The sequence below is a fragment of the Clostridioides sp. ZZV14-6154 genome, from assembly GCF_020657785.1.
Taxonomy (GTDB): domain Bacteria; phylum Bacillota; class Clostridia; order Peptostreptococcales; family Peptostreptococcaceae; genus Clostridioides.
The window spans coordinates 140,816-164,314 of sequence record NZ_JAGWCY010000004.1 but is presented as its reverse complement, the minus strand read 5'-3'; the positions used below and the strand labels follow the sequence as shown (position 1 = coordinate 164,314).

15 protein-coding genes, 1 pseudogene and 1 riboswitch are annotated in these 23,499 nt (G+C 29.8%); of the genes and pseudogenes, 1 reads left to right on the top strand and 15 read right to left on the bottom strand.

The features are described 5' to 3' along the window. Positions 1 to 186: 186 nt before the first annotated feature. The 11 genes and pseudogenes from KGF45_RS11325 to treB all read right to left on the bottom strand — a co-directional run bounded on the left by KGF45_RS11325 (position 187) and on the right by treB (position 20,119). Entirely contained in the window at positions 187 to 1,788 is a 1,602-nt protein-coding gene (locus tag KGF45_RS11325; RefSeq protein ID WP_227842576.1) for a cell wall-binding repeat-containing protein, read from the bottom strand. 355 nt (positions 1,789 to 2,143) lie between these two features. Continuing rightward, positions 2,144 to 4,024, bottom strand: coding sequence for a cell wall-binding repeat-containing protein (locus KGF45_RS11320; RefSeq protein ID WP_227842575.1), 1,881 nt, complete (start codon positions 4,022 to 4,024; stop codon positions 2,144 to 2,146). 223 nt (positions 4,025 to 4,247) lie between these two features. Then, positions 4,248 to 10,202 (bottom strand): M60 family metallopeptidase, encoded by a 5,955-nt coding sequence (locus tag KGF45_RS11315; RefSeq protein WP_227842574.1) that lies wholly within the window; start codon positions 10,200 to 10,202, stop codon positions 4,248 to 4,250. Positions 10,203 to 10,324: 122 nt separating this feature from the next. Beyond that, positions 10,325 to 10,410: riboswitch (cyclic di-GMP riboswitch) on the bottom strand. Positions 10,411 to 10,584: 174 nt separating this feature from the next. Continuing rightward, positions 10,585 to 11,988: a cell wall-binding protein Cwp9 gene (locus KGF45_RS11310; RefSeq protein WP_227842573.1), complete on the bottom strand. Its 1,404-nt coding sequence runs from the start codon at positions 11,986 to 11,988 to the stop codon at positions 10,585 to 10,587. Between the two features lie 511 nt (positions 11,989 to 12,499). Then, positions 12,500 to 12,706 (bottom strand): annotated as a pseudogene (locus tag KGF45_RS11305) (cell wall-binding repeat-containing protein); the annotation flags it as partial. A 272-nt stretch (positions 12,707 to 12,978) separates the two neighbouring features. Then, complete coding sequence (locus KGF45_RS11300) at positions 12,979 to 13,521, bottom strand: glucose PTS transporter subunit IIA (RefSeq protein WP_227827569.1); 543 nt, start codon at positions 13,519 to 13,521, stop codon at positions 12,979 to 12,981. Continuing rightward, positions 13,490 to 15,142, bottom strand: a complete 1,653-nt coding sequence (treC, locus tag KGF45_RS11295) for an alpha,alpha-phosphotrehalase (RefSeq protein WP_227827570.1) — start codon at positions 15,140 to 15,142, stop codon at positions 13,490 to 13,492. The genes KGF45_RS11300 and treC overlap by 32 nt, the downstream gene beginning before the upstream one ends. A 32-nt stretch (positions 15,143 to 15,174) precedes the next feature. Next, positions 15,175 to 15,957 carry a sulfite exporter TauE/SafE family protein gene (locus KGF45_RS11290; protein ID WP_227827571.1) on the bottom strand — a complete coding sequence of 261 codons (783 nt, stop codon included), beginning with the start codon at positions 15,955 to 15,957 and terminating at the stop codon, positions 15,175 to 15,177. 23 nt (positions 15,958 to 15,980) lie between these two features. Further along, positions 15,981 to 17,072 carry a radical SAM/SPASM domain-containing protein gene (locus KGF45_RS11285; RefSeq protein ID WP_227842572.1) on the bottom strand — a complete coding sequence of 364 codons (1,092 nt, stop codon included), beginning with the start codon at positions 17,070 to 17,072 and terminating at the stop codon, positions 15,981 to 15,983. A 137-nt stretch (positions 17,073 to 17,209) separates the two neighbouring features. Beyond that, positions 17,210 to 18,673 carry a sulfatase gene (locus KGF45_RS11280; RefSeq protein ID WP_227827573.1) on the bottom strand — a complete coding sequence of 488 codons (1,464 nt, stop codon included), beginning with the start codon at positions 18,671 to 18,673 and terminating at the stop codon, positions 17,210 to 17,212. A 21-nt stretch (positions 18,674 to 18,694) separates the two neighbouring features. Then, positions 18,695 to 20,119 carry a PTS trehalose transporter subunit IIBC gene (gene treB, locus KGF45_RS11275; RefSeq protein ID WP_227827574.1) on the bottom strand — a complete coding sequence of 475 codons (1,425 nt, stop codon included), beginning with the start codon at positions 20,117 to 20,119 and terminating at the stop codon, positions 18,695 to 18,697. A 176-nt stretch (positions 20,120 to 20,295) separates the two neighbouring features. Here treB and treR point away from each other — a divergent pair, with 176 nt between their 5' ends. Next, entirely contained in the window at positions 20,296 to 21,018 is a 723-nt protein-coding gene (gene treR, locus KGF45_RS11270) for a trehalose operon repressor (protein WP_227827575.1), read from the top strand. 245 nt (positions 21,019 to 21,263) lie between these two features. Here the strand turns inward: treR and scfA are convergent, their stop codons facing one another. The 4 genes from scfA to tgt all read right to left on the bottom strand — a co-directional run bounded on the left by scfA (position 21,264) and on the right by tgt (position 23,441). Next, positions 21,264 to 21,407, bottom strand: coding sequence for a six-cysteine ranthipeptide SCIFF (scfA, locus tag KGF45_RS11265; protein WP_009891067.1), 144 nt, complete (start codon positions 21,405 to 21,407; stop codon positions 21,264 to 21,266). Between the two features lie 65 nt (positions 21,408 to 21,472). After that, complete coding sequence (locus tag KGF45_RS11260) at positions 21,473 to 21,835, bottom strand: TIGR04086 family membrane protein (RefSeq protein WP_227827576.1); 363 nt, start codon at positions 21,833 to 21,835, stop codon at positions 21,473 to 21,475. 57 nt (positions 21,836 to 21,892) lie between these two features. Beyond that, positions 21,893 to 22,186 (bottom strand): preprotein translocase subunit YajC, encoded by a 294-nt coding sequence (gene yajC / locus KGF45_RS11255; RefSeq protein ID WP_227827577.1) that lies wholly within the window; start codon positions 22,184 to 22,186, stop codon positions 21,893 to 21,895. A 133-nt stretch (positions 22,187 to 22,319) separates the two neighbouring features. Further along, entirely contained in the window at positions 22,320 to 23,441 is a 1,122-nt protein-coding gene (gene tgt, locus KGF45_RS11250; RefSeq protein WP_227842571.1) for a tRNA guanosine(34) transglycosylase Tgt, read from the bottom strand. Positions 23,442 to 23,499: the final 58 nt, after the last annotated feature.

The window sequence follows — 23,499 nt, the reverse complement described above, 5'->3', positions numbered from 1 at the left end:
ACTCATTATAAATTACATCCTCAGTAGTTATTCCCTTAAAATTTATAAATGTCTAAAATAAAAAACATCTAAAATACCATAATCTATAAAGCAATAACAAAATAGACTACAAAAAGTACTTTAGATGTGATTTTAAATTTTATGATACCAGTAAATTAATAAAAAAACAAGATTTATGGTAGTTTTTTACAAACTACCTTCATTACCATTTAAAAACTCTTGAGTAGCATGTACCTGACCATCAGATAATATATAAAGTCCAAATCCAGTACTAAAAAATTCGTCACTAAGCATATTTGCATTGTATTCTGGTGACTTCTTCCACACTTCGAATACAGTCTTTGCCAAATCTTTTGCATCTTGAGTAGTTTGAACATTCTTAGAATTAATATAAATATATGCTATATTTTCTTCACTTCTCATTCCAAACTCAGAAAATACTTGTGGAGCATTTTTGCCATCTATATAATGTGCAAAAACTTTTTTATCCATCATATACTTAGACCATGCATTTGCCATACCTTCTAGCTTACTAGATACTACTAACGGTCCTTTACCTTTTTCTTTTCTATAAGAATTAATTAAGTTATACATTTCAGTAGACACCATCTTTTTAAATTCTGGGCTATTGTAATCATGAGATTTATCATCTAGCACTTTTATCTGTACTCTTTTTTCTGTGCTTTGTCCCCATTCATCTGTAGCTTTTAATGTCAATATATATGTACCTACTCTATTTGTATCTATAAATCCATCAATTTCTATTGGTAAAACCTTCCCAGTATTATCTTTAGCCACTATATTCAACTTGCTACTATCAAACTTTTCACCTTTATATATCTCTGTAGTACCCATTGTGATTGTTGGAGGTTGCCCATTTGACTTTAATGCGCTTATACATTGTTCTATTACCTTGTCACTTAACTCACCTATAGAAGTTATATGCTTAGCTCCTTCTAACACAACTTTGCTACTACCATCATTTACTAATACCATCGGAAAATCTTTAGTTAATGGTGCAGATGCTATAGCATCTACTAATTGATAGCCATCTGATACATAGAATACATCTGAATTTTTATAAAAGTAGTCTATTACCTTCTTGTTAGTTTCAAATCGGTCAGTTCCTTCTATTCTTACTGAGTTTGTATTCTTAACTATAGCACTACTCATTATTTCTTCTGAGCCTATACAATATGATTGTATACTTTTAACATTAAAAGGCACACTCTTCCCATCTGTAAGTATGATTGGAACTCCATCTCTAGTAGCTACTGATGATACACTCATTGCATCTGCTTCTCCACTGTAGGCATTAGTTAATAGTACCTTATCCACTTTTTTTATAGTTGCTATTTCTTTAGCTATTAGATAACTTGTTTTTAGTCTATCTTCTCCACCAATTCTCTTGACTTCTATATTTTTAGAATTTAATTCTTTTTCTACTGATTTACTTATAGTATCTTCTGTACCTATTATGTATGCTTTTTTGATATTTTTTAAACATCTATTTGTATCTGTTGGTATCTTGTTTTTTTGTGTAAATAATATTGGTGCTTTTGTTGCACCTGACAATCCACTTGCACTTAATCCATCTGCAAGCGATTTTTCTGTATTCACTAAAATTACTGTTTCATAAGTTTGTCTATCAGCTATCTTTGCTGCTGTTTCATATCTATCTTTACCATATATTTTTTCTACTGTTGATGATGCATTTACATTTTTAAAGCTCACCAATATTAATGCTACTGCTAGACCTAATGATAATATTTTTTTGTTCATTTTCATATCCCCCTGATGATTTTTATATTTTATATTTATAAAAGAAGTACTGTTTCTTTATTTTTCCTTTATTTTCTATACATTATAAAGTATATCTTATATAAATATCTTTCGTCTAGATATTAATGTCTTATTTCGTCAAAATTTAGATAAATTATTTTTAGGTATATTTTTAATATCTTAAAACACAATCTATGTATAAAAACTATTTTATATCATATATGTGTAGTTAATATTATATTATTCTTTTAGCTACATTTTTACTAAAATAGATTAAATAAAAAATAAGAATGTATTTTAGATATATAAATTTATATATCTAAATACATTCTTATTCTAGTTCTTACTAATCTTAGTATAGTTATTTTGATTCAATTAAGCTCTTAATCTTATCTACTACAGATGAAGCTATTCCTCCACCCACTTCAAACAACTTAGATGAATTTTTATTTTTTAATGATGATTCTTGTGATTTATCTAACGTATTTGTAGCAAGTACAACTGGTGAATTATTCTTAGCTGCTAATGGACCAACTGCTAAAGCATCTATAAGCTTATCTTGATTAGCAACTATAACCCCATCCAATTTTGACTGAGAATAGAATTTATCTATTACTTTAGCATTTGTCTCTTGTCTATTTTGACCTGCAACTCTATTTTTTGATACATCTTTATTTGCTATTTTTCCGACTTGTTCAATAGCCTTGTTAGATATTTTCTCTACTCCACCAATAAAGTATACATTTGACACCTTGTTTGATTTAATAAATTGTTCTGCTTCATTATCTACACCATCTTTTTGTGTAAGTACTATTGGAGTTTTTTCCTTACCAGCTAATGATGCTATTGATAATGAATCTGCTTCTCCATTTCCTGCCCCTATATACAGCTTGCCTATATTATTCGTCTTATCAATTTCTTTTGCTATATTAATAGAAGTTTGATATCTTGTATCTCCACCTATTCTTTGCACTGATATTTTTGAATTTACGCTTTTAATAGCTTCAACAACTGAATTTGGCATTGAGTTATTTCCACCTATTACAATTACTTTTGATGGATTTAATCTTTTTAGTTCCTCTACAGTTTTTTGAGGAAGTTTATCATTTGAAGATAAAAGAATCGGTGAGTTTTTTACACTAGCAAGTGGTGTAGCTGTAAGCCCATCTACCATACTTCTATCTTCTCCATTTACTATTACAACTGTATCTGATTTTGTCCAACCACTTTGAGATATTTTAACAGCAGTCTCAAATCTATCAGCACCTTTTAATTTTTTTACTGTGACATTAGATGTAGAATCACTTGAACTTCCTCCGCCAGAGTTTCCACCACTAGATGAACCACCTGAATTGCTTCCTCCACCATTATTGCCACCACTATTATCTGGTGGTAATTCGTCTGGTTTAGATAATTCATTTTCAACTATATACTCTAAGCTTTTTGGAAGTGTAACCTCTACATATTTATTTACTGTAGCTGTTCTTCCTTTACTTGTTTTTTGTGATAATCCAAGTTTTAGTATTATATTTGAGCCACTTTCTTCTGTTTCTTTGCTTACAACAGAATATTTTACTCTAATATTGTTTAACAGGTACTCAAGTGCTTCACTTTTCTCAACCTTATACTTTTCAGGGTCGTTTTTACTAGCTCCAGTTCCTCCTATTGGTTTTACTTCATTCTCATTGATAAGAGTAAATATTAAACCTTCACCAGAATCTATACTTTCATAATCAATTGTTTTATTGTTGTAAGTTACAATTTTTAAAGCTGGCTTATCACCTGTTCCATTCCCCAAAACTTTATAGCCAGCATTTGAATTACTGCCAGATTTTTTTACAGATATTCTTCCTATGTTTAAGCTACTTTCATTTAGCAAATCTTCATTTGATGTAACATATATATCTAATGTTGTTATATTATTTGCTTTATCATATGTTGAAACACAATTAGCATTTGCATTTCCACTTTTTATCTGAGCTTCTATATTATCAGACCACTTAATCTTTTGTCCTTGCTCATTATCTGCCACTTCTACTTCACCTTGTACTTTTATACTAGCTTGAAATGAATATACTATATTCTCTACTGAATCCACAGATATATCTATAGTATTTACTTTTTCATATGTTTTTGCCCCTTGTAATACTGGAGCTGCATATGCACATGTAGCACTACCAGTTATAGCTACTGCCATAGTCGACACTGCCAAAGTTCTTATAAGAGATTTTCCTTTACTCATAACACCCTTCCTTATCTACCATTAGCTAGGTGCATACAATCAAATATCCACCCAGACTTATTTATTTGATTTATAGACTATCTTAATTTTATATCTACATCCATGTACTATATTTACTTCATATTTAATATTTAATTTTTTATTCTTTAGAATTTTTAATAGCTATTAACATTGACTATTAAATACCATAAGTATCATTTTATTATATTTAAATTTCTATTAACTATTTGTCTCTAACAATATTACCTTTTACTTTATTATTTATAGATATAATCTTCTTGTTACTTACATCAATAACATTTCTTGTAGCTTTTCTAGCTTTACTATTACTATCAGTAAGACTTATAGTCTTTAACTCATCATAATTTTTAGCTTCCACAGGTACATACATTGTATCACTTACAAATCTTTGACCTACTGGAGTATCTCCTTGAAGTTCATTATATCTATATAATTCAGCCTTGACCTTATCACTTAAAGAATCAAAGCTTTCTTTTGGCATATAGTAAACCCATGTACCTTTACTTATTTCACCTAATTCACCTTTTTCTGGTATCTCTGCAAATAAGAGTGCTTCTCCAGATATAGTTTTATTGTTTTTATCTATAAGTAATGGTAAATTAAATGCTGGATTTCCACTGTATTCTCCTGTAATTACTATTGAACCATCTGGAATCTTAGCTTCTTCATTTTCACTTGTATTAGGGTCATCACTTTGATATACATAATCTTCTACTAGTTTTCCAATTCCATTAGTACGAGTTTGGTCTACACTATTTACTGTTCCAATCTCTATATTGTCACCTGGAGGCCCAATTATATCCAACTCTGCAACTTCTATATTAGACTTATTGTTTGATATTAGTTTTACATATCTAGCTTGGTATGTCCAAAGTTTACCATCTTTATTAAATGTAACTCTAGCTTCATTATCTTGGTCTTTTCCTCCACCAACTAAGTCTTGTCCATATTCAAAAGTTCCTTGGCTAACATCTTCCCAATTCTTTTTATCATTACTTACTTGTATCTTGTAATTAGTTAAAGGGTTATATGTTGTACTAGTATCTTTTCTAAGGTTGAATAATCCTTTTAATGAGAACTTTCTAGCTTCAGTTTTTGGCTTTGTATATTTTAACCCTACTATAGGCAATGTCTCTTTCATGTCTACTATTATATATGGATTTTCTTCTACATTTATATCTGGGTCTTTTTGTGGGTCTTTGTTCCACTCAGCTTTACTAATTCTCTTTCCTTTATATGTTGTACTTGCATCATTATCCTTTATATTATCAATTTCTGGATTTTGTAATGGTCCATGTGAGTCATTTTCAGTTCTAACATCACCATCAGAAACAGTGTTTGTTATAAATGACCATGCTGACTTGTTTATTTTTCCTTCATCTGATAATTTTACAGTACCAACTTCAAACTCATCTGTTGGATTTAGATGATAATCGTACGCAACTACTTTATATGTAAATGCTCTATTATTAAGAGGAGATATATTATCAGTAAATTTAGCTTGACTATTTCCTTTTGCATCCACAAATCCTACTGTTCTGTATTTTACTTGAGTTCCATTCTCACCATCTAAATAGTTTCCATCACTTCTTATTATCTCATATCCTAATATCTTATCTTTGTCTTTATCAACATCTAGGTCTATAGATATTTTATTAGATTTAACTAGAGAACCACTTTGTACTCCATCAGCAAAGCCAGCACTTACTTTAGTATCTTCTGCCATACTTACTATATTTTCATTTAAAATCTTTCTTCTAGCTTCATCATTTATATATTGTATCTTTCTAGTCTCTTTTTCGTACTTTTTACTATCCATTATACTGTTTAGCTCTGGTGTAATTTCTACTCCCCATGCCTTAAAGTAATCTCTTAAATCTTTTTCAACAACACTTGATGCCATTGCCACTAACATTTGGTCTTTTGGTAAGTTGTTTATTGGGTCACCACTTGAAAGTGCTCTGTATTTTCTTGAAATTTTAGCATAGAATGTGTCATTGCTTAAATCAGCATCTGAGTTATTCTTTAACATTGAACCAGTAAAGTCATTGTCATAAGCTAAATGTAATTGCCACAACATTCCAAGTCTCTCAAATACATTGCTCGGTATACCTAAACTGTTTGAAGTTACATGTTCATATATCTTGTCCATTGTTGAACCTTCAAGTCTTGAATGTGTCTTATCGTCAAATGTTTGAGCAAGTAAAGCAAGTACATTATTACTAGTTTCGCTATATGTCATCTTACCAATGTCTGTAACATGTCCTATCTCATGACCTATTCCCCATCCAAATAAACTTCCTCCTGTAGCTTTTCCACTAGCATCTATTTGGAAAGGTACTCCATTCATAAGCCCTGGAACTGAACCATACTCTACTCCTACATGTAAACCAGAAGCATACATAAATGCTCCAATAAACATTCTTTGATATTTTATGTTCATACGAGATTTAGGAGCCATATCATTTTTAGTTATGTCAAATTCATTGTCATCTACAGTTCCATTACCATCTAAGTCTTGTGTCTTAAATACTCCTCTTTCAGAATATATTAAATCCATCATCTGTTCCCATGCAAGCATACTATTGTATAATCTATCTACTTGTGTATTTAAATCAGAATTTCCTTTTGATATTCCTTGATATACAGCTGTTGCTGGAACATTTAGTGTAACTTTATCACTTTCAATATCTGTAGTGTTTAATACACCAGTTGTTTCTGAATATCCATATGAATTACCAATATTCGTTCCTGGATAATATGGTTCTCCCTTTATATCATTCTTATATTTAGTTAATTCTTCTATATAGGCTCTTATCTTTTTCTTAGATTCAGAAACTCCTTCAGGACTCTTATCATTTATCATTCCATTTAAGTTAAGATGTGGTATCTTAGTAGCCCCTGCTACACGTACCTTTATATCTCCACCACTTTGAGTATCATAAGGGTATCTTATGTACAAGCTTCCTCCACACTCTACATCTAAACTATGAAGCTTACTTAACTGAATTACATTTTTACCAGTGTTAAGATTTATTTCTCCACTCTTATATGCACCAGACTCTCCATAGTATTGTGTATATATTAGTTTAGGAGTTCTACCACTTTTACTTCCAACATATATCGTGATTTCATCTCCAGCTCTAGCAGCTACACCCAATGCCTGCCAGTCATTTCCCATACCTAGATTATTAGACTTAACAGTATAGTTTCCGCTCTTATCTTTGTATTTTCCTGAAACATTTATATCTTGATTTACAGTTGTTATATCAGTAAGTGTATCTCTATCATTATATAAGTCTTGTGCTAGCTTTAATTCTCTATCAATAATTGTCTTATATGGATGATATTCTCCACTAGCTTTATCTGGAGTATTAAGTCTATCTTTTAATTCAGTTATTTTTTCTTGAGTTACATCTTCTTTTAATTCAACTTGTAGGTCATCCATAAATAGATTTCTTACATCATCTTCTATACTGTCATATTCATAGAACTTAAGCTCTGATATATTAGACTTATATGAATATGATGAACAAACACTAACTTGTATTTTAGTAGCATTTATTGGTTCCTTTAATCTTACCATTACATATCTATTATTATTTACAGGGTCTGTCTTTGTTTCAAAAGGTACATCTCCCAGGTTATGTAATTGACCATTTTCATCCCAGTATTGTATTTCAAAGTCATTAATTGTCTTATCAGAAACATCAAAACGAGGTGTAGCCATAAAAGTATCCATAGTATAAGCTTTATCGAAAGTTATGATTGGTCCTCTATTCGTTCCTTCAGCTGCATTATATCTTGGGAATGTCCAGTGTGTTGTAAAGTCTCCATCTACTATATTAAATTTATTAAATGGATTTTTATCACTATATTCACTTTTGTCATATCCAGCTGGATAAGTAACATCTACTATATGATTTGTTGGTATTCCAGAACCTGCATCTAACTTAGGAGTATTAATTAGTCTATAGTTAGGTGTTGTTGGAGCATCCACACTTTCAGTTGTTCCTATATATGTTTTAGACATTCCACTAGTGCCTAAATGATTAGTAGCTGTCATTCTAACTTCATATGTTGTATTATCCTTAAGCCCTTCTATTTTTAAACTTGTTCCACGAATAAGTTTGTCATTATATTTTGTCCAAGAACCATTAGAATTTTTTTCTCTATAATATAAATCAAAGTCTTTAGCTTGTTTATGATTTTTCCAACTTACATCAAGAGCCTTAAATCTACCTTTGACATTTATACCTTCTGGTGGTTCTGGCTTTGTATCTGGAACAACTTGAAATTCTATTATACTATCTGGACTAAATTGTATAGGCTTATAGTTTGAGTCTACATTTTCTGGAACTCCATCCAAGTTTTCTGCTGTTGCATCTTTGTATCCACTACTCCAATCTCCATTTAAAGACTGTATGCTAACTCTATATAATCCATATGCTTGTATATCTCTAACATCTATAGTATTTTTACTAGTTTGTAATTTTTTAGTCGATAATACTTTTCCTTTACTGTCAATCGTATCTAATGTAAGTTCGTATGCAGATACGTTTGCTTCGTTATTCCAATAAAAAGATACCTTTTCATTTCCAACAGCAGTACTAGTAGATATTTTATTGATTTTAGGTATATTCATATCTGGTTTTGGTATTTCTTTATATACATTATTTAAAAATTCAACTTTAGATATTTCTGCAAGATTTCTATCATTTGCTGTTGTAGCTGTTATTTTTATTGTTATCTTTTTTACTGCTACTTGTTTACCAAGATTTATTACTATATCGCTATCTTGAACTTCTGCATATGTTTCTACTGCTGACCTACCGTATGTAGATGTTGTAGAACTATCATCTTTGCTGATATTGTCTTCTTGTTTTGATGTATCTTTGTCTGAATCAGACTTATCTGTTGATGAATTTTCTTTATCATTATTTTCTTTATCGTTATTTTCTTTATCAGTTGTATTTGAAGTTGAATCTTCTTTATCATTTTTTTCTTCTTGATTACTGTCTAAGTTATTATTATCAGGCTGCTCTATATTTTCATCTTTATTACTTGTTTCTTCTTGTTCATTGTTTACTTCTTCTTGCTTCTGTTCCTCTTTCAAAGTTTCCACATATTCTTTATTTTCATAAGGAACCTGTTGAACATTACCATCTTTATCTGTAACTTCAACTATTCCTTTTGCTGGAGCATTCCCTTCAGGTGCTTTTATATTTATGACTTCCATATTAAGTGCTTCTGATAAAGCTATATCCATTACTGCTGGTTTTTCTTCTGATATCTTATCACCTGCATTTGCTGGAGATATTTTAACTCCACTATTCTCTCCACTGAATAAATCCTCTACAGTACCCTGAATATTTGTATCACTGTTTTTTTCTAATGTTACTTTACTTGTATCTACTATAGGATTGGTAGATACTATACTCTCTAGGCTTTTTGCATCTTCACTTTGCCCTAAATTTTTCTGAACATAATCTAGGTCAGCAATATCTACCTTTCCATCTCTATTTAAATCATATTCACTTTTATTTGAATTTATATTTTTCAATACATCCTCATAATCACTCTTATCCACTTTTACATCATTATTTACATCGCCCATCAAGAATAGTTCATAGTTTAAAGGTTGATTTTTATCATCTACACTTGCTCTATTGCTTAATAAAACTCTTTGTGAATAACTTGATATATCAATGTCTTTAATTTCCTTACTATTAAAGCCTCCTCCAGATACTTCTACATTGTATTTTCCAACAGGTAAATTATTAAATACAATATTATAATATGATATATTCTCATCTTTATTTTTTATTTCACTTCTACTTGCAGATAATTTTTTTATAGTATATTCTATGTTATCTGCCCCAATATTTAATATTCCTGAATCTTTTTCTCCAAGCTTTATTATTCCACTATTATTACTATCATCTTTTAATTCCAATTGTATATTGGTTATACTTTCTGATTCATTATTTTTTATTGGAAGTGAAAAATTTAAATCTACTTCAAGATTCCCCTTTAACTTCTCTGTAACTGATTTTTCAACTGCCCTTAACTTCCCCTCTAATATAGGTTCTGCAAAAACGTTTAGTGGTGCACTACACATTGATACTGCTAGCACACAAGATATTGCTTTTTTCATGAAACAACAATCCTCCCTCAATAAATTTATAATCTCTCATGAATTTAAATACTATAGTTTCAGACAATAAAAAAAGACACTCAAAGAGAATCTTAATTATAAAATAAAAAGACTTTACTCTTTTTAGCAACTGGCTGATATGGCTTTAAAAGCTTTAATCCCTATAGTTTTGCGTCATTAGATTTCCCTAATTTTGCCATTTAATTTTCACTACTTTCTTACCCATTTTATACCATATTTAAACTTTTTGATACAATTTTTTTCTACTAAATTATAAAAAAATAACATTTATATTATTATATTAATATAAATGTTATTTTCCATTATAATTTTATTATTTATATATTATTTTATCACAACTATCATTTTGTATATATTTTTATTATTCTTTATATCTTCCATAAAACTCATGTGTTGCGTATATATTCTTATCTCCTGTTATGGCTATTCCAAATCCCATTATTTCATATCCTTTATGTAGCATATTGGTACCTTCTTCAGGATTTGTCTTCCACTCATTAAAAATAAAATTTCCTATATCATCTGCATCTCTATTTGTGTAAACAGGTTTATCTGGAATTTTATATTTAATTATATTTTCACCCTGAACTGCAACATATCCAGGCTTAATCGCGCTCCAGTCTAAGTACTTTAAAAAAGTAGAATATGAATTTTTCCCATTTATTGTATGAGATAAAGTCTTCTTATTTGCCATTAAATTAGACCAATCATTTGCTAATCCCTCTAATCTACTTGCTACAACTAACTCTTTTAATCCATTTTCTTTTCTGTATTGTTTTGTAAGAGCATATACTTTTCCCTTTATTCTGTCCTTAAATGCTCTATCATTTGGATTATAGTATAATCCTTGTTGATTTGGAGAAGCTTGATTTATACACTGTTTGATTATATTCTGATTTATTCCTCCAAGTACTGTAAGTTTGTCTGCTCCACTTAAAATACTTTTATTGCTACCATTTTCCACTAAGACTACAGGAGCATTTTTTGCTATTGTAGAAGCGACTAATGCATCTGTCAATTGTAGACCCTTGCTTAAGTAAAACTCTTTACTGTTTTTATAAAACTCTTGTATAACTCTCTTATTGGTGTCAAATCTATCTGTTCCACCTAACCTAACAGAATTTGTACTTTTGACCAATTCATCACTTATTATTTCACTAGTACCAAGTGCATAACTCTTTAATCCTGTTGTATCAAATCCTACACTATTTCCATCTGTAAGTATTATAGGTACTCCATCTCTTGCAGCTACTGGCGATGCACTTATCGCATCTGCTTCTCCTGTAACTCCATTAGCTATAATTACTTTATCAATAGGTTTGATTTCTTTAATTTTCTCAGCGATTTTTATGCTTGTATCAAATCTATTCTCACCAAATATTCTTTGTACAGCCTTCTTTTTAGAAAGTAATTGATTTTCAATATTTTTACTTATTGTCGATTCTGAACCTATTATATATACAGTGTTTGCTTTGTTCAGTCTTTCCATAGTAGTATTTGGAATTTGATTTTGTTTTGTCATTAAAATAGGCGCATTTAAAGCTCCAGCTAAACCACTCGCACTAAGACCATCTGCCAAGCTATTATCTGAATTAATTAGTATTGCTGTATTATAGTTTTGTTTATCCGCTATTTTTGCCGCTGTTTCATACCTATCATTACCTTTTATTTGCTCAACTGATGTCAACGCATTTACTATAGGAGTATTTACCATTACTAAAGATAGTGTAAGTCCTATAGCTAATATCTTTCTACTATTCTTCATATTATTATTTACCCCCAATATATTTTTCATATTTTTTTATCAATATTTTTGTCTATTCTCAATAAAAAGTTACAGTTTTGTTACCATATTTTATATATAATACCATAGTTATCCATATAACTCAAACACTATAATTAAAGTTTTTATTCTCCATAAATTCAAAATATTATAACTTATTTTATTTAATTAAGTAATAAATTCAAAATAATATATGTTAATAAGGTGTTTAATCATTATAAACAATATCATTTATAATAATTTTTTTATAATATTAATTTTACAGTATTATAATCAAAAAATAAGAAAATAAGGTACCTCAAATCAATTCTAAATGAGATACCTTATTTTTATTATTTTTATTTCATTATTTGTATATATTTTATATTGTAGACATCATATCTTATCTAAGCATCTTGTATAATTTTATATTATAGACATTATATCTTATCTAAACACCTTGTATAATTTTATATTATCTAAACAAGCTTATAACATCAGATCTTATATATTATTAGTTCTTAGTAAATAAGTTTATTTTTTCTGCTATTTTTTCAATAGCATTTTTAGCTATTCCTTCACCTATTTGTACTAACTTAGTAGCATTTTTAAGTCTTAACTCAACTACTTCTTCTTGTGACTTAGAAAGTTCTTCTGTAGTTAATACTATTGGTGCTTTTGAACTAGCTGCAAGTGGTGCTGCTGTCAAGGCATCAATTAATGACATTTGCAGATGAAGATAGAAAAAAATATCTTTATCAGTAGATAATCCTAGAGAGGGTATAACTTAAGTAGAGATTAAAGATACTATGGATTTAGTCGTATCTAAAAATATAATAAGTATGAAATAGTAAACTAAACTGTATGTAAGTTTGTGTAAATAAAACTTACATACAACTTTAACTTATTATAAAAAATTAGGTACTGATTAATATAAATACCTAATCGTTAATTTAAGTATATGATATAATTTGCTAAAATCATACATTATATTTAAACCTCTACAATAATTGATTCATTTATAATTGCATCACAATTAGTGAAATACTTAATATTTTTATAGCTTTCATAATTAGTAATAGCCATGATAACAACATCTTGTAAACCACGTGATTTAATTAAATCTTTATCAAATGATATTAGCTTATCCCCTTTTTTTACTTTATCTCCTTTTTTGACAAAAAGGTCAAATCCTTCACCATTCAAAGAAACTGTCTCAATGCCAACATGAAGCAAAATATCCATACCGTTTGATAATTTCAATCCAACTGCATGCTTACTATCATCCATAGTCAAACTTATTTCACCATTACATGGTGAAACTATTAATCCATCATTAGGATATATAGCTAATCCATCCCCTAAAACTTTAGATGAGAAAACAGGATCATTTACCTCAACTATAGGTATTACTTTACCAGAAACAAATGCATGTATTGATGTCTTACTCCTATTTTTCTTGAAAATTGATAACATATTATTAAGCTCATCTCCCAACATAATATTAATCTTTTTTATATAGAACCATTGATTCATATGGCCTTAACTTCATAGAACTATTTAAAATACTATTACTATAGTTTGACAAAATATTTTTATATTTGTCTAAGTCTTTAACATCTAATACAACTTCGTTTTCTTCACCATAGAAATTATTTATAACAATCAGTGACTCATTTTCAAAAGTTCTTTCATATGCAAATATAGAATCGCTATCCTCTAACAATGGCTTGAAATCTCCATACGCTACTACATCTAGCTCTTTTCTTAAAGTAATCATTTTTTTATAATAATATAAAATCGAATCTTTATCTTTTAAATTTTTATCAACATTAATATCCCTATAATTATCAATTACTTGAATCCATGGAGTTCCACTACTAAATCCAGAATTAGTAGTATCATCCCACTGCACTGGAGTTCTAGAGTTATCCCTTGACCTTTCTTGTAAAATCTTATATATCTCTGCTTCATTAATATCTTTTGACCTTAATATTTCATAATAATTTAAACTTTCTACATCCACATATTGATTTATATCATTAAAATATGCGTTAGTCATACCTATTTCTTCACCCTGATAAACATATGGTGTTCCTCTTAAAAAGTGAATCATTGTTCCTAGCATCTTCGCTGACTCTTTATAATATTGTTTATCATCACCAAATCTGGATATAATACGTGGTTGATCATGGTTACTCCAGAAAACAGCTTGCCATCCATTATTATTTTGCATACCTAGTTGCCACTCATTTAAAAGATTTTTTAGCATCATAAAGTCACAATCTTGTAGATCCCATTTGTTTTGATTCTTATAATCTACTTTAAGATGATGGAAGTTAAAGCACATAGACAACTCTTTTTCATCTGGATTAGAATACTTGATACAGTTATCAATAGATGTAGATGACATCTCCCCTACAGTTAGCATATTTCTCTTTACCATTCCACTTTCTATACACATTTCTTTTAATAATTCATGTACCCTACGTCCATCAGTGTAGAAACGTCTTCCATCACCTTCATAATCATCCTCATATTTTTCAGGTTTAGATATTAGATTTACAACATCAAATCTAAATCCTTTAATTCCTTTATTCATCCAGAATTTTAATACATTAACCAATTCTTTTCTTACAGATGGGTTTTCCCAATTTAAATCTGCCTGTGTTTTGTCAAATAAGTGTAAATAATACTCATCGAATTTTTCAACATATTCCCATGCTGAACCACCAAACTTAGAAATCCAATTTGTAGGAGCCTTATGATCTACACCCTTTTTAAATATATAAAAATCCTTATAATATGGATCACCTTCAAGTGCTTTTTTAAACCATTGATGCTCTGTAGATGTATGGTTAAACACCATATCAAGCATTATTTTTATTTCTCTTTGGTCTGCTTCTTTTATTAAATTTTCTAGATCTTTCATAGTTCCATATGACGGATCTATATTATAATAATCAGCTACATCATATCCATTATCTTTTTGAGGTGATACAAAAAATGGTGTTATCCATACATAATCTACTCCTAAGTTTTTAAGATAATCCAATTTTTCTGTAATCCCATTTAAATCTCCAATACCATTACCATTAGTATCATTAAATGATTTTGGGTATATCTGATATACTGTACTTTTTTTAAAATCTAACATAACTCCCCCTTCTACTGTGCACATATTTATATTTAATAATTAATTTTTACTCCATTTAATACATTTAAAAATATTACAAAAACAACAATATATTGGTAAACTACCAATACTGTATCATCCTTTAAAGTTTTGCTCAGTTTTGCTCCTAGACTTCCACCTAGTATAGCCGCCGGAATTATAAATACTAACAAACTTAAATCATATCTTGCATATCCGACAGATAAACCTATTGAAGCTAACTTAGATAGTTGCGAAAATAATATTATAATTATAGAATATACTGTTGTTTCTTTTATAGGTATCCCAAAGAAAAGCATAATAATCGCAATATTAATTGGACCACCACCGATTCCAAGTAATGTAGATAATAAACCTAAAAACCCACCAACCAACACATACCATTTAATATCTTTAAGCTCTAAAGATTTCCACGATTTTTTAGTATACAAATATGCAAATCCTAAAGATATTATTGTTAATATTATTTGAATTCCCATAACTGTATTTTCTGAACTACATATCTTTAGCAAAGTTTGAAATAATGTATTTCCAATCCCCCCTCCAATTACTGATGCACTAGAAATCGCTATAGTTAACTTATAATTTATATTAATTCCGTTTTTTATTTGCTTAATTGTAGATACAATAGCCATTGTAAAGACAGCCACACTTGAATAAAATGATATTTCTGATAATGAGTGTACGCCAATAGCATCAAATAATGGTTTTATTATGACACCTCCTCCCATGCCAGATACAGCACCTACAGTATTAGCAAAAATAATAACAAAAAAATAAATTAATCCAATATGCAATATATTTCACTTCCTTCTTTGTATTAGATAATACGATTTAGTGAATTTAAGATATATGCTAAAACATCGTTATATCCACAGTATGTATTATCCTTATTTATGTACATAGATTTTTGCATTCTTTTACATCCTCCATTACATAATCTGACATATTCACAATTTTTACAGATTTGCGTGAGTTCTTCTTTATTATTAATAAATTGTTGTGCCTTTTTATTATTGAATATCTCTTTAAGAGAATCTTTAGTTATATCTCCTATCTTATATTCATCTAACACATAAAAATCACATGGATATACCCCACCATCAGCTTCTATAACATACTGTATTTGACACTGTCCCGACATGCCACATGTTCCTGTTCTACCTCTTGTTAATAAATTAGCTATATTATCAATTAGTCCAATACTAATATAATTTCCTTTTTTATATTCTTCTTCCCATAATGAGTATATTTGTTTGTAAAAACTTGAAAATCTTTCAGGTTTTAATGCATGTTTTGACTCATTTGAACAATCTAAATCATTTAGACATGGTATAAATTGAATATATTTAATATTATTATCAATAATAAACGAGAATACTTTTTTAGGATATCTCGCAATATTATTAGTCAAAACACATAATATATTGTAGTCAATAGAATTTTTATCAAACATCTCCTTTGTTTTAATAACTTGATTAAATGTTCCTTTTTGATTAGCATCAACCCTATTTTCATTATGATTATTTGACATGCAATCAATAGATAGTCCCACAATAAATCTATTTTCTTTTAAAAATTGACACCACTCCTCATTAATTAAAGTTCCATTTGTTTGAATAACATATTGAACTTTAACCTTACTATTTTTAGTATTTACATATTCAACAAATAATCTAAAAAAGTCTATCCCAGCAAGAGTTGGTTCGCCTCCTTGAAAGGCGAATGTGATAATGTCATTCTCTTCTAGATCTCTATATACATTATCAATTAATTTTTTCATTGTACTATCATTCATTATTCCATAAGATTTAATTTTTCTTGCATCGCTTACATCAGCATAAAAACAATACTTGCATCTTAAATTGCATAATGATGACGCTGGTTTTATAAGTACTGATAAATGCTTCATATATTGTTCTACCCCCTCTTTTTCATCTATACTAATTTTAATATCATAAAATTTACTATAATTATTAAATTGCCTCTATATTAAATTAACTAAAATAGTTAATCACAATATAAAGGCGATTTATTTATCTACATATGTTACACTAATTCATAAGGATGTCTACGCTTTAATTCTTCTACCGCATCTCCACCACGACCTGTTACCTCTAACCTTTTTATGTATTCTTTTAAATGACCTTTGGCATGATGTGGACCACCTTCTCTTATTACAGTCCACAATGGATCTACTTGATTATCCATTGTCATCATCATTTCATCATGCCAATTACTCAATCTATAAACTGCTTCCTTACAAATCTCCGGATGCTCTTTTGCTATATTGTTAGTTTCATATGGATCTTTTTCTAGATCAAATAACATTTCTTTAGGGAATAGATAATATCCATCATGGTATGTTCTTATGTACATATAGTTCTCAAAACGAACTGCTCTCTGACAAACATGAGCCATTTGCCCTATTATCAATTCATCATGCCCTGTTTCAATATCTTCAAATATACTTGATGCATAACTTTCACCATCCCATATACATGGTTTGTCAACATCTACTATATCAGCTACTGTTGGGCATAAGTCAAGGTTATAGTGAAGACCTTTATCCTCCACACCTTTTCTAGAACCAGGCCATTTAATAATCATTGGAATATTCGTTGTTGCCTTATCAGCAGTAGCATGCTCTGCATAAATAGCAAGTTCTCCTAAATTCTCTCCATGGTCAGCAGTTACTATAATCGCTGTATCCTCATAGATACCATTTTCTTTTAGCTTTTCTATTATTTTACCAACATGATAGTCTGCATAATGAATACCAATGTCATATCCATCAATAAATGTTCTTAAATCCTCAAAGTTTGTTAATTTACCAAGTGCTCTTGGCATTTCTGGCTTTGGATTGTCATGGTAAGAATATAGTTCTTGTGATGTATGGGGCCCAACAGCCTTCATATGTTTCTCTAATAGTTCCTCTGTATAAAAATCTTTTAATGGTTCATTTTCAAAAGGATTTCCATACTCACTAGGTGCTCTATATGGTGTATGTGGATCCCAATAGTTCACATATAAAAACCAGTCATCATCATCTGCATTTCTATCTAACCAAGCTTGTATTGTTGGACTTATTTCTTCTGCTGACGCTCTTCCTCTTCTACCAGTATTGTATATTTCATCAAAACCAGCGTAGAATGACCAAGTTGAATGTCTCTCACCAAATGGGCTTATTAATGCTGTTTTCATTCCTTTTTTCCTAAATATTGCTGGTAAGCATTCTTTAGAAAGTCTGTCTTCCATATCTCTATTAATACCTTCGTATCTGAAATCGGCTGCAACACCGCCATGATTAACTACTCCAGTATGTATGCCAAAACGTCCAGTCATTAAAGCTGTTCTTGATGGTAAACATGGTGCGTCTGAACAGTGATAGTTGCTAAATCTTACACCCTCACTAGCTATTTCATCAATATTCGGTGATGTATTTCTATGATACCCATAGCACCCTAAATGATCTGGTCTTAATGAATCGATATCTATTAATAATACTCTCATGTCTAATTCTCCTTATTCCTCTTAACTATTTAATACCTCTGTAAATTCAAGTTCTCCTGATAATTCTTTCTTTTTATATACTGCTGCTGTAAGGAAGAATGGCACTATTATAGCTACAACCATCGCACCTGTAAATATCAGCCAATACTGAGGTTGGATACTTAAAATTGCAGGTAAACCTCCAACACCTATACTATTTGCCATTGTTCCAAAAGCATTGGCTACAGCACAAGCACATGCTGCACCTATCATAGAACAATAGAATGGGAACTTGTATCTTAAATTTACTCCATACATTGCTGGTTCAGTAACACCCAGGTATCCTGATATTGTTGATGGAATAGATATTTCTCTTTCTTCCGTGTTTTTATTCATAACTGCAATAGCTAAACTAGATGATGCTTGCGCAATATTACTTAGCGCTACTAGTGGGAATAATGGTGTAGCACCTAAAGTTGCTATAAGCTGTAAATTTACTGCATTAAATACATAATGTACCCCTGTAATTACAATAGGTGCATATAATAATCCAAACAAGAACGCAAATATTATACTATATGGACCTGTAATTGCAGAACCAACCATATTCCCTATACCATCACCAATAAAACGTCCTACTGGTCCAATAAATGCATGTGCTAATATTACTGATGTTAATAATGTTATAAACGGAACAAAAATCATTGATATAACACTTGGTATAACCTTTTTTAATCCTATTTCCATATAACTCATTGTCAGAGCTGCTAATACTGCTGGAATAACTTGACTTTGATATCCTACTCTAGCTAGTTGAACAAATCCAAAATCCCAATATAATAATTCACCTGTAGCTAATTGAGCTGGTGGTAATAATTGAGGTGATATTAATGTTAATCCTAATACTATACCTAGTATTTGACTTGTACCCATCTTCTTAGATACTGACCATGTAATACCTACTGGTAAGAAGTGGAATATAGCTTGGGCTGGTAACCATAAAAACTGATACACACCATTCCAAAATACACTTTTTGAAGCTAATGTAGCCCCTCCAAACTGTATATCTCCAATAATATTTCTAAATCCTAATATTAGACCACCTGCTATTATAGCTGGTAATAATGGTATGAATATTTCAGCTAATGAACCTAGTAATCTTTGGAATAAATTTTTTTTAGAACTGTCATTTTTTGATGCTGACTTATGATCTGGATTCATTTTATTTACGTCAATAAATTTTTTGTATACTTTTTCTACCTCTGGCCCTATTACTACTTGAAATTGACCACCATTATGAAGACAACCTTTTACAAATTTAAATTCTTTAATCTTATCTTTGTTAACAATTGATTCATCTTTAAGTACGAATCTTAGTCTTGTTACACAATGTGTAACAGAAATTATATTACTTTCCCCTCCAACATAATCATGAAGTTGCTTTAGTTGAGTATCTGTATGCTTCATATTTCTCCCCCTAAGATAATTATAGTTCAAAAACATCTTAATCTAGTATATACCAGTTGGTATATACTAATTATATACGTTTTCCCGAAGCTGTACAACTATTTTTTTTGTAAATATTGTAATTATTTAGTATACTATATAATGTAAATTAAGGTAGTAGAGAGGTGAATAGAAATATGAACAAGTATTTTTCTATATATACGGACTTAAAAGAACAAATAATTGATGGTGATTATCCTGTAAGAAGTTATTTGCCAAGTGAACAAACTTTAGCTGAGAATTATGATACATCAAGGGAAACGGTTAGAAAGGCACTTAGATTATTATCGGATGAGGGGTATATACAAAAAAAACCACGTAAGGGAAATATGATTATAGATGCAAAAAAATTTGTACTATCTGCATCAAATCTATCTAGCTATAAAGAATTTGCAGAATCTCAAAGCGAACTCGAAATCGAAAGCTCAACCATTGTCCTTGATTTTAATACAATTCCATGTCCTCAATTCTTAAAGGATAGATTTGAGACAAAAAAATTACCAGAAATTCATTATATTTTAAGGCAGCGTAAAATAAATAATGAAACTATAATCCTTGATAAAGATTATTTAGTAAGAAACATAGTTCCTAATTTAACAAAAGATATAGCAGAGGATTCTCTATATGATTATATAGAAAAAAAATTACGCTTAAATTTAAGCTATGCTCGAAAAGAAATTACTGTTGAACCTGTAACTAAAGAGGACAAACAGTATATGGATTTAAATGGTGATACTCATGTTGTAGTTATACGAAGCGAAGTATACCTTGAAGATACACGATTTATCCAGCATACTGAATCTCGACATAGAATTGATAAATTTAGAATTGTGGAGTTTGCCAGAAGAAGAAGTACTTAGATAAAATACAAAAAATTAGGAAGTATATCAAAATAGTCAATTATTTTGATATACTTCTCATCCCTTGTATGTATATATTCCTTATTATTTCAACAGAGCTTAGTGATGAATTACATCATGGGTGTTATTTTAAGGAAGGTTTCATTCGCGCAGATGGAGACAAAAAAAATAAAAAAGGATACCTCATTAATGATAAAAGAACCATTTTGAGATACCCTCTTACAAACAACTAAATCAATACTTTTCTATCTTTCACACTCTTGATTTGCAACTGTACAAGAAGTCTTACAAGCTGATTGACAAGAAGTTTGACACTCTCCACATCCACCTTTTGCAGCACTTTGCTTTAAAGTAGCTTGAGATAAAGTTTTTACATGTTTATTTTCCATTTTCAACGCCTCCATTTCTAATTGTTTCCTATTGATTATATCACAAAACCACTTTAATATAAACTCTATTTAAAGTTGACACCCAATACGCCTCCAATACCTCCTGCTGCTGATATAAGCAATAACTTATAAATCATTCCTACTTCAAATACGAAGCTCTCTTGTGCTAAAAACACAGTCAAAAAAATACACACTATGTACAAAAGTCCAACTAAAAGCCCATACATAAGTCCCTTTTCTTGCATGTGTTTTGAAGTGTAAAAACCGCCTATAGCTGCAGAAATAGTAGTTATAAATGATGCAACCATAGTTATATTATCTCCACCAATATCTGTAAATGTCAAAAATAAGTTATACACTAATAAAACAGCCAAAGTTATTATATATGCATATCCCAAACCTTTAAAAATATAATTAGATTTTCCCATAAAAAAACCTCCTCTCAAATTAATATATATTCGAGAAAAGGCTTTTAAATTACTATTTTACTGTTCTTCTATTTCTTCTTTTCTAGATTGAACTGTACCTATAGCCCATTTTTCAAATGGAACTTTAGTTCTATTTGGTCCTAATTCTAATATTACAACATCATCTTCAACTTTAGCTACATTAGCTACTATTCCACCTATTGTAATGACTTTGTCTCCTACACCTAGGCTACTTCTCATTTCTTTTAATTGTTTGTCTTTTTTCTTTTGAGGTCTAATCATTAGGAAATAAAAGATTGCTATTACTACTATCCATAGACCTACACTCATCATTATTTGTTGCTGTGGCATTAATTTTTCACTCCTTTGTAAATTATACTCTTTTGTAAATCATAATAAATGTTTATATAACAATTTACTTTCTTTAGCTTTGAGTACTATTGAATATTATATATTAAAATGATTATAATTAATAGTGCAAAACCTATATTTCATACCCATATTTTACAAAAAATTCATTTCTAAAATCAAGTAATCTATCTTCCATTATCGCTTGTCTTATTTGTTTCATTAAATTTAGTAAAAAGTGAAGATTATGAGTAGTTATCAATCTTGCACCCAATATTTCATTTGCTTTTACAAGATGTCTTATATAAGCTCTTGAATAATTTTTGCAAGTATAACAATCACATTCAGGGTCAAGTGGAGTAAAGTCTTCAGCATAAGTTGCATTTCTAACCACTACTTTACCTTGACTAGTCATTGCAGTTCCATTTCTAGCTATACGAGTAGGTAAAACACAGTCAAACATATCTACTCCTCTTATAACACCTTCTACCAAATCATCTGGACTACCAACTCCCATTAAGTATCTTGGTTTGTCCTTTGGCATAAATGGAGTTGTGTGTTCTAGTACATCGTACATAAGTGGTTTTGGTTCTCCAACACTAAGTCCACCAATTGCATATCCAGGTAAATCAATACTTGTTATTTCTTTTGCTGATTGCTCTCTTAAATCTTTATACATTCCACCTTGTATTATACCAAATAAAGCTTGCTTGTCTGTATTATTATGGGCATCTTTACATCTTTTTAACCATCTTGTTGTTCTTTCTAATGAATTCTTTACATACTCTCTATCTGCTGGGTATGGTGCACATTCATCAAATGCCATCATTATGTCTGAACCTAACGCATTTTGTATTTCCATAGCTTTTTCTGGAGTTAAAAAATGTTTTGAACCATCTAGATGTGACCTAAATTCTACGCCTTCTTCTTTTATCTTTCTCAAAGGCCCTAAGCTAAATACTTGAAATCCTCCACTGTCTGTAAGTATTGGCTTATCCCAGTTCATAAACTTATGAAGTCCACCAGCTTTTTTTATAAGTTCATGTCCTGGTCTCATATATAGATGATAAGTGTTGCTAAGTATTATTTGTGAACCAATCTCTTTTAATTCTTCTGGTGTCATAGATTTTACTGTTGCTTGAGTCCCAACAGGCATAAATATTGGTGTTTCTATAATTCCATGTGGTGTGTGTAATCTTCCAAGCCTTGCACCACTTTGTTTACAAGTTTTTATCAGTTCATATCTTACTGCGTACATAAATTTCTCCTTAATAATTTTTATTTCTAGTTATTCCATAATATATATTTTTACTAAT